Source organism: Escherichia sp. MOD1-EC6021 (assembly GCF_002965245.1).
In the GTDB taxonomy this organism is placed as follows: Bacteria; Pseudomonadota; Gammaproteobacteria; order Enterobacterales; family Enterobacteriaceae; genus Escherichia; species Escherichia coli_F.
In genome coordinates this window covers 1-14,193 of record NZ_PTRU01000025.1, presented here as the reverse complement: position 1 = coordinate 14,193, position 14,193 = coordinate 1, and the positions used below count along the sequence as shown (strand labels likewise).

Genomic DNA, 14,193 nt, shown 5'->3' with positions numbered 1-14,193 from the left:
TCTCGGGGCTTTTTAGCCTCTCACTTTCACGGCTTTACGCCACCGCAAGCCAAACACATTGATATACAGCCCGGTCATAATGAGCACCGCACCGAAAAATTGCAGACCCGTTAAGCGTTCATCCAGCAATAGTGCCGCACTTGCCAGTCCTACTACGGGCACCAGTAACGATAACGGTGCAACCCGCCAGGTTTCATAGCGTCCCAGTAACGTCCCCCAGATCCCATAACCAACAATTGTCGCCACAAACGCCAGATACATCAGAGACAAGATGGTGGTCATATCGATAGTGACCAGACTGTGAATCATGGTTGCGGAACCATCGAGAATCAGCGAGGCAACAAAGAAAGGAATGATCGGGATTAATGCGCTCCAGATGACCAGCGACATCACTGCCGGACGCGTTGCGTGCGACATGATCTTTTTATTGAAGATATTGCCGCACGCCCAACTAAATGCTGCCGCCAGGGTCAACATAAAGCCGAGCATCGCTACATGCTGACCGTTAAAACTATCTTCGATTAACACCAGTACGCCAAAAATCGCTAACGCGATCCCCGCCAGTTGCTTACCGTGCAGCCGTTCGCCAAAAGTAAACGCACCGAGCACAATAGTAAAAAACGCCTGTGCCTGTAACACAAGCGAGGCCAGCCCAGCTGGCATACCAAAGTTAATGGCACAGAACAGAAAGGCAAACTGCGCAAAACTGATGGTTAATCCATACCCCAGCAGCAAATTCAGTGGTACTTTCGGTCGTGCGACAAAAAAGATGGCCGGAAAAGCGACCAGCATAAAGCGCAAACCGGCCAGCATCAGCGGTGGCATGTTATGAAGCCCCACTTTGATGACCACAAAATTTAGCCCCCATACGACTACTACCAGTAGCGCCAACACCCCATCTTTTCGCGACATTCTACCGCCTCTGAATTTCATCTTTTGTAAGCAATCAACTTAGCTGAATTTACTTTTCTTTAACAGTTGATTCGTTAGTCGCCGGTTACGACGGCATTAATGCGCAAATAAGTCGCTATACTTCGGATTTTTGCCATGCTATTTCTTTACATCTCTAAAACAAAACATAACGAAACGCACTGCCGGACAGACAAATGAACTTATCCCTACGACGCTCTACCAGCGCCCTTCTTGCCTCGTCGTTGTTATTAACCATCGGACGCGGCGCTACGCTGCCATTTATGACCATTTACTTGAGTCGCCAGTACAGCCTGAGTGTCGATCTAATCGGTTATGCGATGACAATTGCGCTCACTATTGGCGTCGTTTTTAGCCTCGGTTTTGGTATCCTGGCGGATAAGTTCGACAAGAAACGCTATATGTTACTGGCAATTACCGCCTTCGCTAGCGGTTTTATTGCCATTCCTTTAGTGAATAACGTGACGCTGGTGGTGCTCTTTTTTGCCCTTATTAACTGCGCCTATTCCGTTTTTGCTACCGTGCTGAAAGCCTGGTTTGCCGACAATCTTTCGTCCACCAGCAAAACGAAGATTTTCTCAATCAACTACACCATGTTAAACATTGGCTGGACCATCGGTCCGCCGCTCGGCACGCTGTTGGTCATGCAGAGCATCAATCTGCCTTTTTGGCTGGCTGCTATCTGTTCCGCGTTTCCCATGCTTTTCATTCAAATTTGGGTAAAGCGCAGCGAGAAAATCATCGCCACGGAAACAGGCAGTGTCTGGTCGCCGAAAGTTTTATTACAAGATAAAGCACTGTTGTGGTTTACCTGCTCTGGCTTTCTGGCTTCTTTTGTTAGCGGCGCATTTGCTTCATGCATTTCACAATATGTGATGGTGATTGCTGATGGTGATTTTGCCGAAAAGGTGGTCGCGGTTGTTCTTCCGGTGAATGCTGCCATGGTGGTTACGTTGCAATATTCCGTGGGCCGCCGCCTTAACCCGGCTAACATCCGCGCGCTGATGACAGCAGGCACCCTCTGTTTCGTCATCGGTCTGGTTGGTTTTATTTTTTCCGGCAACAGCCTACTATTGTGGGGTATGTCAGCTGCGGTATTTACTGTCGGTGAAATCATTTATGCGCCGGGCGAGTATATGTTGATTGACCATATTGCGCCGGCAGGAATGAAAGCCAGCTATTTTTCCGCCCAGTCTTTAGGCTGGCTTGGTGCGGCGATTAACCCATTAGTGAGTGGCGTAGTGCTAACCAGCCTGCCGCCTTCCTCGCTGTTTATCATCTTAGCGTTGGTGATCATTGCTGCGTGGGTGCTGATGTTAAAAGGGATTCGTGCAAGACCGTGGGGGCAGCCCGCGCTTTGTTGATTTAAGTCGAACACAATAAAAATTTAATTCAGCCTTCGTTTAGGTTACCTCTGCTAATATCTTTCTCATTGAGATGAAAATTAAGGTAAGCGAGGAAACACACCACACCATAAACGGAGGCAAATAATGCTGGGTAATATGAATGTTTTTATGGCCGTACTGGGAATAATTTTATTTTCTGGTTTTCTGGCCGCGTATTTCAGCCACAAATGGGATGACTAATGAACGGAGATAATCCCTCACCTAACCGGCCCCTTGTTACAACTGTGTACAAGGGGCCTGATTTTTATGACGGCGAAAAAAAACCGCCAGTAAACCGGCGGTGAATGCTTGCATGGATAGATTTGTGTTTTGCTTTTACGCTAACAGGCATTTTCCTGCACTGATAACGGATCGTTGACACAGTAGCATCAGTTTTCTCAATGAATGTTAAACGGAGCTTAAACTCGGTTAATCACGTTTTGTTCGTCAATAAACATACAGCGATTTCTTCCGGTTTGCTTACCCTCATACATTGCCCGGTCCGCTCTTCCAATGACCACATCCAGAGGCTCTTCAGGAAATGCGCGACTCACACCTGCAGTCACGGTAATGTTGATATGCCCTTCAGAATGTGTGATGGCATGGTTATCGACTAACTGGCAAATTCTGATACCTGCACGACATGCTTCTTCATCATTAGCCGCTTTGACAATAATGATAAATTCTTCGCCCCCGTAGCGATAAACCGTTTCGTAATCGCGCGTCCAACTGGCTAAGTAAGTTGCCAGGGTGCGTAATACTACATCGCCGATTAAATGCCCGTAGGTATCATTAACCAATTTAAATCGGTCAATATCCAACAACATTAAATAAAGATTCAGAGGCTCAGCGTTGCGTAACTGATGATCAAAGGATTCATCAAGAACCCGACGACCCGGCAAACCCGTCAAAACATCCATATTGCTACGGATCGTCAGCAAATAAATTTTGTAATCGGTTAATGCCGCAGTAAAAGAAAGCAACCCTTCCTGAAAGGCGTCGAAATGCGCGTCCTGCCAGTGATTTTCAACAATAGCCAGCATTAATTCCCGACCACAGTTATGCATATGTTGATGGGCAGAATCCATTAGCCGAACGTAAGGTAATTCATCGTTATCGAGTGGCCCCAGATGATCAATCCACCGACCAAACTGGCACAGTCCATAAGAATGGTTATCCGTTATTTCTGGCTTACTGGCATCTCTCGCGACCACGCTGTGAAACATACTTACCAGCCACTGGTAGTGGGCATCGATAGCCTTATTGAGATTTAACAAGATGGCATCAATTTCCGTTGTCTTCTTGATCATTGCCACTCCTTTTTCACAGTTCCTTGTGCGCGCTATTCTAACGAGAGAAAAGCAAAATTACGTCAATATTTTCATAGAAATCCGAAGTTATGAGCCATCTCTGAGATAACATTGTGATTTAAAACAAAATCAGCAGATAAAAAAGAGTTTAATTCTATAAATTAACTCTGCATTATCGCAATTAAAAGGATGACAAATAGCATAACCCAATACCCTAATGGCCCAGTAGTTCAGGCCATCAGGCTAATTTATTTTTATTTCTGCAAATGAGTGACCCGAACGACGGCCGGCGCGCTTTTCTTATCCAGACTGCCGCTAATGTTGATCATCTGGTCCGGCTGAACTTCTCGTCCATCAAAAACGGCCGCAGGAATAACAACATTAATTTCACCGCTCTTATCGCGAAAAACGTAACGGTCCTCTCCTTTGTGAGAAATCAAATTACCGCGTAGTGAAACCGAAGCGCCATCGTGCATGGTTTTTGCGAAATCAACGGTCATTTTTTTTGCATCATCGGTTCCGCGATAGCCATCTTCTATTGCATGAGGCGGCGGTGGCGCTGCATCCTGTTTTAAACCGCCCTGGTCATCTGCCAACGCATAAGGCATGACAAGAAAACTTGCTAATACAATGGCCTGAAATTTCATACTAACTCCTTAATTGCGTTTGGTTTGACTTATTAAGTCTGGTTGCTATTTTTATAATTGCCAAATAAGAATACTGCCAATTGTTATAAGGCATTTAAAATCAGCCAACTAGCTGTCAAATATTCAGAGAATTTAACTCACTAAAGTTAAGAAGATTGAAGAGTCTTAAACATATTTTCAGAATAATCGGATTTATATGTTTGAAAATTATTATATTGGACGAGCATACAGAAAAAGCAAATCACCTTTACATATAATAGCGTGGACAAAAAACAGTGAACATTAATAAAGATAAAATTGTACAACTCGCAGATACCGACACTATTGAAAACCTGACATCCGCGTTGAGTCAAAGACTCATCGCGGATCAATTACGCTTAACTACCGCCGAATCATGCACCGGCGGTAAGTTGGCTAGCGCCCTGTGTGCAGCTGAAGATACACCCAAATTTTACGGTGCAGGATTTGTTACTTTCACCGATCAGGCAAAGATGAAAATCCTCAGCGTAAGCCAGCAATCTCTTGAACGATATTCTGCGGTGAGTGAGAAAGTGGCAGCAGAAATGGCAACCGGTGCCATAGAGCGTGCGGATGCTGATGTCAGTATTGCCATTACCGGCTACGGCGGACCGGAGGGCGGTGAAGATGGTACGCCAGCGGGTACCGTCTGGTTCGCGTGGCATATTAAAGGCCAGAACTACACTGCGGTTATGCATTTTGCTGGCGACTGCGAAACGGTATTAGCTTTAGCGGTGAGGTTTGCCCTCGCCCAGCTGCTGCAATTACTGCTATAACCAGGCTGTCCTGGCGATATCTCCAGGACAGCCATTGGTGGTGTTTATATGTTCAAGCCACGATGTTGCAGCATCGGCATAATCTGAGGAGCCTTACCGCGCCATTGTCGATACAGGCGTTCCAGATCTTCGCTGTTACCTCTGGAAAGGATCGCCTCGCGAAAACGCAGCCCATTTTCACGCGTTAATCCGCCCTGCTCAACAAACCACTGGTAACCATCATCGGCCAACATTTGTGTCCACAGATAAGCGTAATAACCTGCGGCATATCCGCCACCAAAAATATGGGCGAAATAACTGCTGCGATAGCGTGGCGGTATAGCAGGAAGATCCATATTTTCCGCCACCAGCGCCCGCAATTCGAAATCATCTACCTCCTGCATTGCTTCGTTTTCTTCCAGGCAATGCCAGCGCATATCGAGAAACGCGGCGCTAAGCAGTTCGCTCATCTCATACCCTTTATTGAACAGGCTGGCATTACGCATTTTCTGTTGCAGTTCGTCAGGCATTGCTGCCCCGCTCTGATAATGCCGGGCGTAGCGAGCGAATACCTGCGGATACGTTGCCCAGTGTTCGTTGATTTGCGATGGAAATTCGACAAAATCACGCGGCGTGTTGGTACCGGAAAGCGTGGCATAACGCTGGCGGGCAAAAAGGCCGTGCAGCGTATGACCAAATTCATGGAATAAGGTTATCACATCATCCCAGAGTAACAACGCAGGTTCACCGGCAGCGGGTTTCTGATAATTGCAGACGTTATAAATTACCGGATGCGTTTCATTCAGCGTTGATTGCTCAACAAAATTGCCCATCCATGCACCGCCGCTTTTTGAATCACGGGCGAAGAAATCACCGTAAAATAACGCCAGCCCCACGCCATTATGATCAAAAATTTCCCACACACGAACGTCAGGATGGTAGACAGGAATATCAAAACGTTCGACAAACTTAATACCGAAGAGCTGATTCGCGGTCCAGAATACACCTTCATTCAACACCGTGTTTAATTCAAAATATGGCTTGAGCAGCGCCTCATCAAGATCAAATTTCTCCCGCCGTACCTGTTCGGCATAAAATGCCCAGTCCCACGGCTGCGCGCTAAACCCGCCCTGCTGCTTATCGATAACCGCCTGTATGGAGGCTAATTCATCGCTCGCACGTTGACGCGCCGCTGGAACAATTTCCCGCATAAAGTTGAGTGCTGCTTCTGGCGTTTTTGCCATCTGATCGGCGATTTTCCATGCAGCATAATGAGAGAAACCAAGCAGTTTTGCCTGCTGCGCGCGGATCTCCACAAGCCGTTGAATAATGGCACGGGTATCGTTAGCGTCATTTTTTTCTGCCCGCGTCCAGCCCGCAGTGAATAGTTTTTCACGCGTCGCGCGATCGCGAAGTTCAGCAAGCGCCGGTTGCTGGGTGGTATTCAGCAGCGGAATAAGCCATTTGTTATCCAGACCTTTCTCGCGAGCCGCCTCTGCCGCCAGCGCAATCTCCTGTTCGCTCATCCCAGCCAGTTGCGCAATATCGTCCAGAACCAGACCGCCGGATTTATTTGCCGCAAGTAACCGCTGATTAAACTGGCTGGTCAGGGTCGCAGCTTCTGTATTAAGAACTTTTAATTTTGCTTTATCAGCTTGTGCAAGTTTGGCTCCGGCAAGGACAAAACGTTGATGAATAACCTCCACCAGGCGAATGGATTCACTATCAAGCCCCTCGGATTCACGGCGCTGCCAGACAGCATCTACTCGCGCGAATAATTCACCGTTCAGATAGATATCATTAGCCAGTTCTGCCAGTTCAGCGGAAAACTGCTCATCAAGACGCTGTAATTCATCATTGGTATGCGCCGCAGTCATCGCAAAAAAAACGCTGGTGACGCGGGTCAGCAGTTCCCCACTCTGCTCCAGTGCCAGAATAGTATTGTTGAAATCAGGTGTTTGCGGGTTGAGCGCAATGGCGGCAATTTCGGCCCGCTTTTGCTGCATTCCCTCATCAAATGCCGGTCGATAGTGATGATTGGCAATTTGATCAAAATGGGGAGCCAGATACGGCAGTGTGCTTTGCACAAGGAAAGGATTCATTGTTGTCATTTTCTTCTCCTGAACGCGAGGTGTTCCATAGCGTAGGCTTACTGATAACGGAGTGCAATCTTGCAAACCAGTATTACCCGCTCTTAAGCATCACGTGCTATGTTATTGACACACAAAAGCGTTGAGGAACAGTGAGATGATCGTTTTAGTAACTGGAGCAACGGCAGGTTTTGGTGAATGCATTACTCGTCGTTTTATTCAACAAGGGCATAAAGTTATCGCCACTGGCCGTCGCCAGGAGCGGTTGCAGGAGTTAAAAGACGAACTGGGTGATAATCTGTATATCGCCCAACTGGACGTTCGTAATCGCGCCGCTATTGAAGAGATGCTGGCATCGCTTCCTGCCGAGTGGTGCAATATTGATATCCTGGTAAACAATGCCGGTCTGGCGCTGGGCATGGAGCCTGCGCATAAAGCCAGCGTTGAAGACTGGGAAACGATGATTGATACCAACAACAAAGGCCTGGTATATATGACGCGGGCCGTCTTACCGGGTATGGTTGAACGTAATCATGGTCATATCATTAACATTGGCTCCACGGCAGGCAGCTGGCCGTATGCTGGTGGTAACGTTTATGGTGCGACGAAAGCGTTTGTTCGTCAGTTCAGCCTTAATCTACGCACAGATCTGCACGGTACGGCAGTACGTGTCACAGACATCGAACCGGGACTGGTGGGTGGCACCGAGTTTTCTAATGTCCGCTTTAAAGGTGATGACGGTAAAGCCGAAAAAACCTATCAAAACACAGTTGCATTGACGCCAGAAGATGTCAGCGAAGCCGTCTGGTGGGTGTCAACGCTGCCTGCTCACGTCAATATCAATACCCTGGAAATGATGCCGGTTACCCAAAGCTATGCCGGACTGAATGTCCACCGTCAGTAATTTTTATACCCGGCGTAACTGCCGGGTTATTGCTTGTCACAAAAAAGTGGTAGACTCATGCAGTTAACTCACTCACAAGCAAGAACGAATGACCGTCGAAACGCAACTTAATCCCACACAGCCTGTCAATCAGCAGATTTATCGTATTCTTCGCCGCGACATTGTCCATTGCCTGATTGCACCAGGCACGCCGTTGTCGGAAAAAGAAGTTTCTGTTCGTTTCAATGTGTCACGCCAGCCGGTTCGTGAAGCCTTTATTAAACTGGCGGAAAACGGCCTGATTCAAATTCGTCCGCAGCGTGGCAGCTACGTCAACAAAATTTCCATGGCCCAGGTGCACAACGGCAGTTTTATCCGTCAGGCCATTGAGTGCGCGGTGGCGCGTCGGGCGGCGAGCATGATTACCGAAAGCCAGTGCTACCAACTGGAACAAAATCTTCACCAGCAACGCATTGCCATTGAGCGCAAGCAACTGGATGATTTTTTTGAACTTGATGACAACTTCCATCAACTCCTGACGCAGATTGCCGACTGTCAACTTGCGTGGGATACCATTGAGAACCTGAAAGCGACCGTTGATCGCGTGCGCTATATGAGTTTCGACCACGTTTCTCCACCAGAAATGCTGTTACGCCAGCATCTTGAGATTTTCTCTGCCCTGCAAAAACGTGATGGCGATGCGGTAGAACGTGCAATGACGCAACATTTGCAGGAAATCAGCGAATCCGTGCGCCAGATCCGCCAGGAAAACAGCGACTGGTTTAGCGAAGAGTAATTCATTTCCTCTCATCCCATCCGGGGTGAGAGTTTTTCCCTCCGTCATATGGCTCATGCATGCATCAAAAAAGATGTGAGCTTGATCAAAAACAAAAAATATTTCACTCGACAGGAGTATTTATATTGCGCCCGTTACGTGGGCTTCGACTGTAAATCAGAAAGGAGAAAACACCTATGACGACCTACGATCGTAACCGTAACGCAATCACCACTGGCAGCCGTGTTATGGTTAGCGGCACCGGTCACACTGGCAAGATCCTGTCGATTGATACTGAAGGTCTGACCGCTGAGCAAATCCGCCGCGGAAAAACCGTAGTTGTTGAAGGTTGTGAAGAGAAACTGGCACCACTGGACCTGATTCGTCTCGGCATGAACTAAGCGTGTGAATGCCGCCGATGGCGGCATTGCTTTTTTTACTTCACGGAATATTTCGCCACGGTCGCTTTCGCGCCATGCGCTAATAAAGACAAGTACGCTTCCGTTACTTTTGTCGTAAACAAACTATTGCCTGGTAAATCATCACCAAAGATCGCCTTAATTGCCAGCAATGACTGGACGCGCGCTGTCCCTTCAGCACTACTTTGTACTGCCTTCTGAATAACAGGTAACAGTGGGTCACTGATTTCTATCTGATTTCCCTGTTCATCAACACCACCGACATAACGCATCCAACCCGCGACGCCCAGCGCCAGCAGATCGAACTTGCTGTCATGCGCCAGATGCCAGCGAACAGAATCCAACATCCGCTGTGGCAATTTCTGGCTGCCATCCATCGCAATCTGCCAGGTTCGATGGCGTAACGCTGGATTACTGTAGCGTTCAATTAGTCGATCCGCATAATTTTGCAGATCCACGCCCTGCACTTTCAGCGTCGGCGCTTGTTCCTGCAACATCAAGGCATGTGCCGCACGGCGATAATTTTCATCTTCCATGCAGTCATTAATGTGCTGATATCCCGCAAGATATCCCAGATACGCCAGGAATGAATGACTGCCGTTGAGCATGCGCAACTTCATCTCTTCATAAGGCAGCACATCACTCACCAGTTCGGCTCCCGCTTTTTCCCATTCCGGACGTCCGGCAACAAAGTTATCTTCTATTACCCACTGGCGGAAAGGTTCACAGGCAACGCCAGCAGGATCGCGCACACCGGTAAGTTGTTCGATTTTCGCCAGCGTATTCTCTGCCACTGCGGGCACAATACGGTCCACCATTGTTGATGGGAAAGTCACGTTTTCTTCGATCCATTGTGCCAGTTTTACATCAACAGCTTGCGCGTAGGAAGTGACAACGTCACGCATAACATGACCGTTTTCTGGCATGTTGTCACATGACATGACGGTAAATGCGGGAAGTCCTGCCGCTTTACGGCGAGCCAGCGCCTCAACAATCACCCCTGTTGCAGTTTTCGGCTGGTGGGGATTTTGCACGTCGGCAACGACCATCGGGTGATCGAGCATTAACTGTCCGGTCGCCGGAGAGTGGAAATACCCTTTTTCGGTGATTGTCAGAGAGACAATCGCGATTTGCGGTTCACACATCGCAGCCAGCACGGTTTCTAAGCCATCTATTTGTACGTGCAAGGCTTTTTTAACGACGCCAACGACGCGAGCCGTCCACGCATCGGCCGACATTTCCGCAACGGTATAAAGATTATCTTGCTGTTGTAAATCGGCAATTTGCTGTTCGCCGCCGATTAAGTTGACCTCATAATATCCCCAGTCACTGTAATGTTCCGAAGCAAGAATATCGGCATACACGCCCTGATGCGCACGGTGAAATGCACCAAAACCTAAATGAACAATTCTTGGGGCCAGGTTATTACGATCATAAACAGGGAGCGTCGCTTTTGCTGATAACAAATTATTTCCCATAACAATTCCTTAAATTTAAATATGGCAAGCTGCATGTTTTGTTATATGAATAAAAAATCCCCTCTCCGGTAAGAGAAGGGATGGAGGATTTACAGACTTCTTGAAGGTTGCGCAGCTGTTACAACACGCGGTTGATCTTCCGCGGCATCTTCCAGTGCACTTAAATCACGGTCTTTCACTTCTGGCATTTTCAGCGCAGAGATTAAACCAATCACTGAATATGCCATGATCATAATGGCGATCGGATACCAGGATTCCGTCATGGTGCAGAAAATACCCGCCAGGATAGGACCAAAACCGGAAGCGATAAGACCACCAATTTCTTTAGAAATGGCCATCCGGGTAAAGCGATTTTTACAGCCGAACATTTCTGCCATGGTAATGTTTTCCAGAGCAAATAATCCCAGCACCGCACAGTTATGAATCACAATCAGTGCAACCATAATGGTGCTCGGGGCATAGCTTTTATCTACGATGATAGAAAGCATTGGCCACGCCAGCACAATCGCAGAGGTATTCATAATAATATACGGGATCCGGCGACCAATTTTATCGGATAACCAACCAAGGAACGGAATGGTCATAAAGCCGAGAATCGAACTGATCATCAATGCATCTGTTGGAATTGCTTTGTTAAACAATAACGTCTGCACTAAATAGCCTGCAAGGAAAGTCTGAATTAAACCTGAGTTACCAGCCTGACCAAAACGCAGCCCTGTTGCCAGCCAGAAGGATTTGCTCTGGAACATGCTACCAGCAGGTGCAGGTTTTGCTGTCGGTTGGTTGCTGTCGTTAACCTTCTCAAAGACCGGGCTTTCTTTCAGATTCATACGCAACCAGATAGCAAAGACCATCACGACAACGCTCGCCAGGAACGGTATACGCCATCCCCATGCCAACAGTTCCTCTTTACTGAGAATGAAGAACATAAAGGCCCAGATTGCCGTTGCGCTCAAGGTTCCGCAGTTAGTACCCATAGCAACAAATGAGGAGATAATTCCGCGCTTACCTTTTGGCGCATATTCCGCCAGCATCGTACCGGCACCGGAAATTTCCGCGCCTGCCCCCAGCCCCTGAATAATACGCAGCGTCACCAGCAAAATTGGCGCAAACACACCAATTTGTGCATAGGTCGGCAGCACACCAATTAAGGTGGTACAGATCCCCATCATAGTGATGGTAATAAAGAGCACTTTTTTACGCCCGATTCTGTCGCCCATTTTGCCGAAAATAAATGCTCCGACAATACGCGCCACATAACCTGCACCGTAGGTTCCCATTGCCAGAATTAACGCCATTGCCGTTGATGATTCAGGAAAAAATATTTCATGAAACACTAACGCTGCGCCGAGCGAATATAACTGGAAATCCATGATTCACAGGTGTTTTTTCCCATCCTGTGGTTTCCTTGGCGTTTTCTAGGTTTTTTCAGATAGTTGCATTTTTTAAAAAGCATCCTAAGTTCGATCTCAGTGTCTATCTGGGGCCTATTTCTGTCCCATATATGCCCCAAAAAAACTCCCCAACAGATAAGTAGTTTTTTCATGGATTTACGCGTAAAATCAATAACGGCTGGAAATCATTCAATACTCGCACTATCGAAAAATTTACCAGCCAACCGCAGCACGTTCTTGCATAAGGCGTGTCTGCGGTTTTTCAACTATTCAGATACATCACTCCCATCACATTCATTCCTCCGCATCAAAGGCATATAGGCTATATCACCTTGATATTTTTCTTCTTCAGATAAAAACTGTTATCTATGTATACTTTTAAACCCAATCCGTGTAGAGTCTCTGCATAAGATAGTTTGCAGTTGCCACTTCAGCTTGCGCCATAAACCGCCTGATTTTTGCCGCCACCTGTTAGCATTCCTGTATACCTGAAACGACAATGTTTATCTACGAACTTTAAGAACACCCAGGATAAAAATTGTCAACTATATCATATATAACACATTACTAATTCGAGGCTATATGAACAGCATACTGATAATCACTTCGCTCCTTATCATATTCAGCATTTTTAGTCATGCTCTAATAAAATTAGGGATTGGCATATCCAATAACCCAGACAAAACCGATGTATAAGTCAACATATCCTGAATCAGACATACAATATCGCAATGAAAATCAATAATATTTTAAGGAATATCTTCATGAAATCAAAAGACACCCTAAAGTGGTTCCCTGCGCAGCTTCCTGAAGTAAGAATTATCCTAGGGGATGCTGTAGTGGAAGTAGCAAAACAGGGAAGACCTATCAATACCAGAACATTGCTTGATTACATTGAAGGAAACATAAAGAAAAAGTCATGGCTGGATAACAAAGAATTATTACAAACAGCGATATCAGTTCTTAAAGACAACAAAAATTTAAATGGTAAAATGTAATATAATAAACTTACTTTTTTATCATTTTTCCACTTTAACAACATTTTGCTCCACTTTTCCACGACCAAACAACTTGAAATCTGGTTAAAATAACACGCAACACTATTCTTCTTCCTTGAGTCCGCCCGGAACTCGAAAAACAAACCGAGTTAAGGCCATTTTTCACAAAATCGATTTTGGGTCTCACCAAAATTACGGGGTTGCATACGCATTCGTTTATTTTCGAACGTGTACATACAAATATGTACAAAAATAATCAAAATTATTTTCTGAGATGCATTATGATATGTACACCAATTTCGTATAGAAGATCTCACTATGTCTCGAATTTATGCTTACTGTCGGGTATCAACTCTGGAACAGACAACCAAAAATCAACGTCGGGAAATCGAAAGTGCAGGTTTTAACATCAAATCTCAGCAAATAATTGAAGAACAAATTAGCGGCTCAGCAGCAACCAGTGAGCGTCCTGGTTTTAACCAGTTGCTTGATCGACTGAAAAGAGGTGATGCATTGATTGTCACAAAACTGGATCGCCTCGGTTGTAATCCAATGGATATCAGTAAAACGGTGGAACAACTGACCAAAGCAGGTATCAAAGTGCATTGCTTAGCATTGGGGGGCGTTGACCTGACCAGTCCACCTGGAAAAATGATGATGCAAGTAATTTCAGCAGTCGCTGAATTTGAGCGAGACCTTTTACTTGAGCGTACTCATTCAGGGATATTAAGAGCACGGGGCGCAGGAAAGCGATTTGGTCGCCCACCTGTGTTAAATGATGAACAAATACAGAGGGTACTAGAGCAAATTAAGTCAGGTATAAATATAAGTGACATTGCCCAAGAATTCAAAACCTCGCGGCAAACCATTTTAAGAGCTAAAGCAAAAAATCAGACACCTGATATATAAAAATAATCTCGGTGTGAGATTCCTTACGTTTTCCAAGCCCCCCTTCCTAGCCTTAAATGGAAAGATACTTCTAATTATAGAATTTATATATCTTACCCTACGGTAGGGCTGGCCATTCAATATCCGGTGCAGTTGATGTATCAACACGGTTCAGCAACACCCGATACTTTTTCCAGGCTTCCAGCAATGAGGTTTCTTCCTC

16 protein-coding genes and 1 pseudogene are annotated in these 14,193 nt (G+C 46.3%); 10 read left to right on the top strand and 7 right to left on the bottom strand.

Annotation, left to right across the window (positions count from 1 at the left end; genetic code table 11):
• Positions 1–12 precede the first annotated feature (12 nt).
• Positions 13–912, bottom strand: coding sequence for an O-acetylserine/cysteine exporter (eamA, locus tag BEB54_RS21860; RefSeq protein WP_105277006.1), 900 nt, complete (start codon positions 910–912; stop codon positions 13–15).
• A 194-nt stretch (positions 913–1,106) separates the two neighbouring features.
• Here eamA and ydeE point away from each other — a divergent pair, with 194 nt between their 5' ends.
• The 3 genes from ydeE to mgtT all read left to right on the top strand — a co-directional run bounded on the left by ydeE (position 1,107) and on the right by mgtT (position 2,620).
• Positions 1,107–2,294, top strand: coding sequence for an efflux MFS transporter YdeE (gene ydeE, locus BEB54_RS21855; protein ID WP_103253598.1), 1,188 nt, complete (start codon positions 1,107–1,109; stop codon positions 2,292–2,294).
• A gap of 126 nt (positions 2,295–2,420) precedes the next feature.
• Positions 2,421–2,516 (top strand): protein MgtS, encoded by a 96-nt coding sequence (mgtS, locus tag BEB54_RS21850; protein WP_000901367.1) that lies wholly within the window; start codon positions 2,421–2,423, stop codon positions 2,514–2,516.
• Positions 2,516–2,620 (top strand): hypothetical protein, encoded by a 105-nt coding sequence (gene mgtT / locus BEB54_RS29440; protein WP_212734532.1) that lies wholly within the window; start codon positions 2,516–2,518, stop codon positions 2,618–2,620. The genes mgtS and mgtT overlap by 1 nt, the downstream gene beginning before the upstream one ends.
• A gap of 114 nt (positions 2,621–2,734) precedes the next feature.
• Here the strand turns inward: mgtT and dgcZ are convergent, their stop codons facing one another.
• Both dgcZ and ydeI read right to left on the bottom strand, forming a co-directional pair.
• Positions 2,735–3,625: a diguanylate cyclase DgcZ gene (dgcZ, locus tag BEB54_RS21845; RefSeq protein ID WP_000592808.1), complete on the bottom strand. Its 891-nt coding sequence runs from the start codon at positions 3,623–3,625 to the stop codon at positions 2,735–2,737.
• Between the two features lie 254 nt (positions 3,626–3,879).
• Positions 3,880–4,272, bottom strand: coding sequence for a YdeI family stress tolerance OB fold protein (gene ydeI / locus BEB54_RS21840; RefSeq protein ID WP_000671737.1), 393 nt, complete (start codon positions 4,270–4,272; stop codon positions 3,880–3,882).
• Positions 4,273–4,547: 275 nt separating this feature from the next.
• Here ydeI and BEB54_RS21835 point away from each other — a divergent pair, with 275 nt between their 5' ends.
• Positions 4,548–5,066, top strand: a complete 519-nt coding sequence (locus BEB54_RS21835) for a 2-oxo-tetronate isomerase (protein WP_001024558.1) — start codon at positions 4,548–4,550, stop codon at positions 5,064–5,066.
• A gap of 44 nt (positions 5,067–5,110) precedes the next feature.
• On the opposite strand, the gene dcp is transcribed toward BEB54_RS21835, so the two are convergent.
• A complete protein-coding gene (gene dcp / locus BEB54_RS21825; RefSeq protein WP_105277031.1) occupies positions 5,111–7,156 on the bottom strand; it encodes a peptidyl-dipeptidase Dcp in 2,046 nt (681 codons plus the stop codon).
• A 136-nt stretch (positions 7,157–7,292) separates the two neighbouring features.
• Here dcp and ydfG point away from each other — a divergent pair, with 136 nt between their 5' ends.
• From ydfG to ydfZ, 3 genes are all read left to right on the top strand, one after another.
• A complete protein-coding gene (gene ydfG / locus BEB54_RS21815) occupies positions 7,293–8,039 on the top strand; it encodes a bifunctional NADP-dependent 3-hydroxy acid dehydrogenase/3-hydroxypropionate dehydrogenase YdfG (RefSeq protein ID WP_000636571.1) in 747 nt (248 codons plus the stop codon).
• Positions 8,040–8,127: 88 nt separating this feature from the next.
• Positions 8,128–8,814 carry a DNA-binding transcriptional regulator rspR gene (rspR, locus tag BEB54_RS21810; protein WP_000215540.1) on the top strand — a complete coding sequence of 229 codons (687 nt, stop codon included), beginning with the start codon at positions 8,128–8,130 and terminating at the stop codon, positions 8,812–8,814.
• A gap of 176 nt (positions 8,815–8,990) precedes the next feature.
• The gene (gene ydfZ, locus BEB54_RS21805; protein ID WP_000214712.1) at positions 8,991–9,194 is read left to right on the top strand and encodes a putative selenium delivery protein YdfZ; all 204 of its coding nucleotides are present in this window, start codon (positions 8,991–8,993) and stop codon (positions 9,192–9,194) included.
• Between the two features lie 35 nt (positions 9,195–9,229).
• Here ydfZ and BEB54_RS21800 read toward each other — a convergent pair whose 3' ends face one another.
• Positions 9,230–10,690: a mannitol dehydrogenase family protein gene (locus tag BEB54_RS21800; protein WP_105277004.1), complete on the bottom strand. Its 1,461-nt coding sequence runs from the start codon at positions 10,688–10,690 to the stop codon at positions 9,230–9,232.
• An 89-nt stretch (positions 10,691–10,779) separates the two neighbouring features.
• Positions 10,780–12,063: pseudogene (gene ydfJ / locus BEB54_RS21790) on the bottom strand (MHS family MFS transporter YdfJ); the annotation flags it as partial.
• Positions 12,064–12,666: 603 nt separating this feature from the next.
• On the opposite strand from ydfJ, the gene BEB54_RS28675 reads away from it, so the two are divergent.
• The 3 genes from BEB54_RS28675 (at position 12,667) to BEB54_RS21775 (ending at position 13,991) form a co-directional block, all read left to right on the top strand.
• Entirely contained in the window at positions 12,667–12,780 is a 114-nt protein-coding gene (locus BEB54_RS28675) for a YnaM/YnfT family protein (RefSeq protein WP_120795384.1), read from the top strand.
• Between the two features lie 68 nt (positions 12,781–12,848).
• Positions 12,849–13,082, top strand: coding sequence for a cold shock protein YdfK (gene ydfK, locus BEB54_RS21780; RefSeq protein WP_000836765.1), 234 nt, complete (start codon positions 12,849–12,851; stop codon positions 13,080–13,082).
• Positions 13,083–13,400: 318 nt separating this feature from the next.
• Positions 13,401–13,991 carry a recombinase family protein gene (locus BEB54_RS21775; protein ID WP_000087133.1) on the top strand — a complete coding sequence of 197 codons (591 nt, stop codon included), beginning with the start codon at positions 13,401–13,403 and terminating at the stop codon, positions 13,989–13,991.
• 97 nt (positions 13,992–14,088) lie between these two features.
• On the opposite strand, the gene BEB54_RS21770 is transcribed toward BEB54_RS21775, so the two are convergent.
• The coding region (locus BEB54_RS21770; protein WP_172953787.1) for a tail fiber assembly protein at positions 14,089–14,193 on the bottom strand (105 nt) is incomplete at its 5' end.

Coding starts and splice junctions, on each gene's coding strand:
- eamA (WP_105277006.1), bottom strand. CDS start 912: ATGTCGCGAAAAGATGGGGTGTTGGCGCTACTGGTAGTAGTCGTATGG.
- ydeE (WP_103253598.1), top strand. CDS start 1,107: ATGAACTTATCCCTACGACGCTCTACCAGCGCCCTTCTTGCCTCGTCG.
- mgtS (WP_000901367.1), top strand. CDS start 2,421: ATGCTGGGTAATATGAATGTTTTTATGGCCGTACTGGGAATAATTTTA.
- mgtT (WP_212734532.1), top strand. CDS start 2,516: ATGAACGGAGATAATCCCTCACCTAACCGGCCCCTTGTTACAACTGTG.
- dgcZ (WP_000592808.1), bottom strand. CDS start 3,625: ATGATCAAGAAGACAACGGAAATTGATGCCATCTTGTTAAATCTCAAT.
- ydeI (WP_000671737.1), bottom strand. CDS start 4,272: ATGAAATTTCAGGCCATTGTATTAGCAAGTTTTCTTGTCATGCCTTAT.
- dcp (WP_105277031.1), bottom strand. CDS start 7,156: ATGACAACAATGAATCCTTTCCTTGTGCAAAGCACACTGCCGTATCTG.
- ydfG (WP_000636571.1), top strand. CDS start 7,293: ATGATCGTTTTAGTAACTGGAGCAACGGCAGGTTTTGGTGAATGCATT.
- rspR (WP_000215540.1), top strand. CDS start 8,128: ATGACCGTCGAAACGCAACTTAATCCCACACAGCCTGTCAATCAGCAG.
- ydfZ (WP_000214712.1), top strand. CDS start 8,991: ATGACGACCTACGATCGTAACCGTAACGCAATCACCACTGGCAGCCGT.
- BEB54_RS21800 (WP_105277004.1), bottom strand. CDS start 10,690: ATGGGAAATAATTTGTTATCAGCAAAAGCGACGCTCCCTGTTTATGAT.
- BEB54_RS28675 (WP_120795384.1), top strand. CDS start 12,667: ATGAACAGCATACTGATAATCACTTCGCTCCTTATCATATTCAGCATT.
- ydfK (WP_000836765.1), top strand. CDS start 12,849: ATGAAATCAAAAGACACCCTAAAGTGGTTCCCTGCGCAGCTTCCTGAA.
- BEB54_RS21775 (WP_000087133.1), top strand. CDS start 13,401: ATGTCTCGAATTTATGCTTACTGTCGGGTATCAACTCTGGAACAGACA.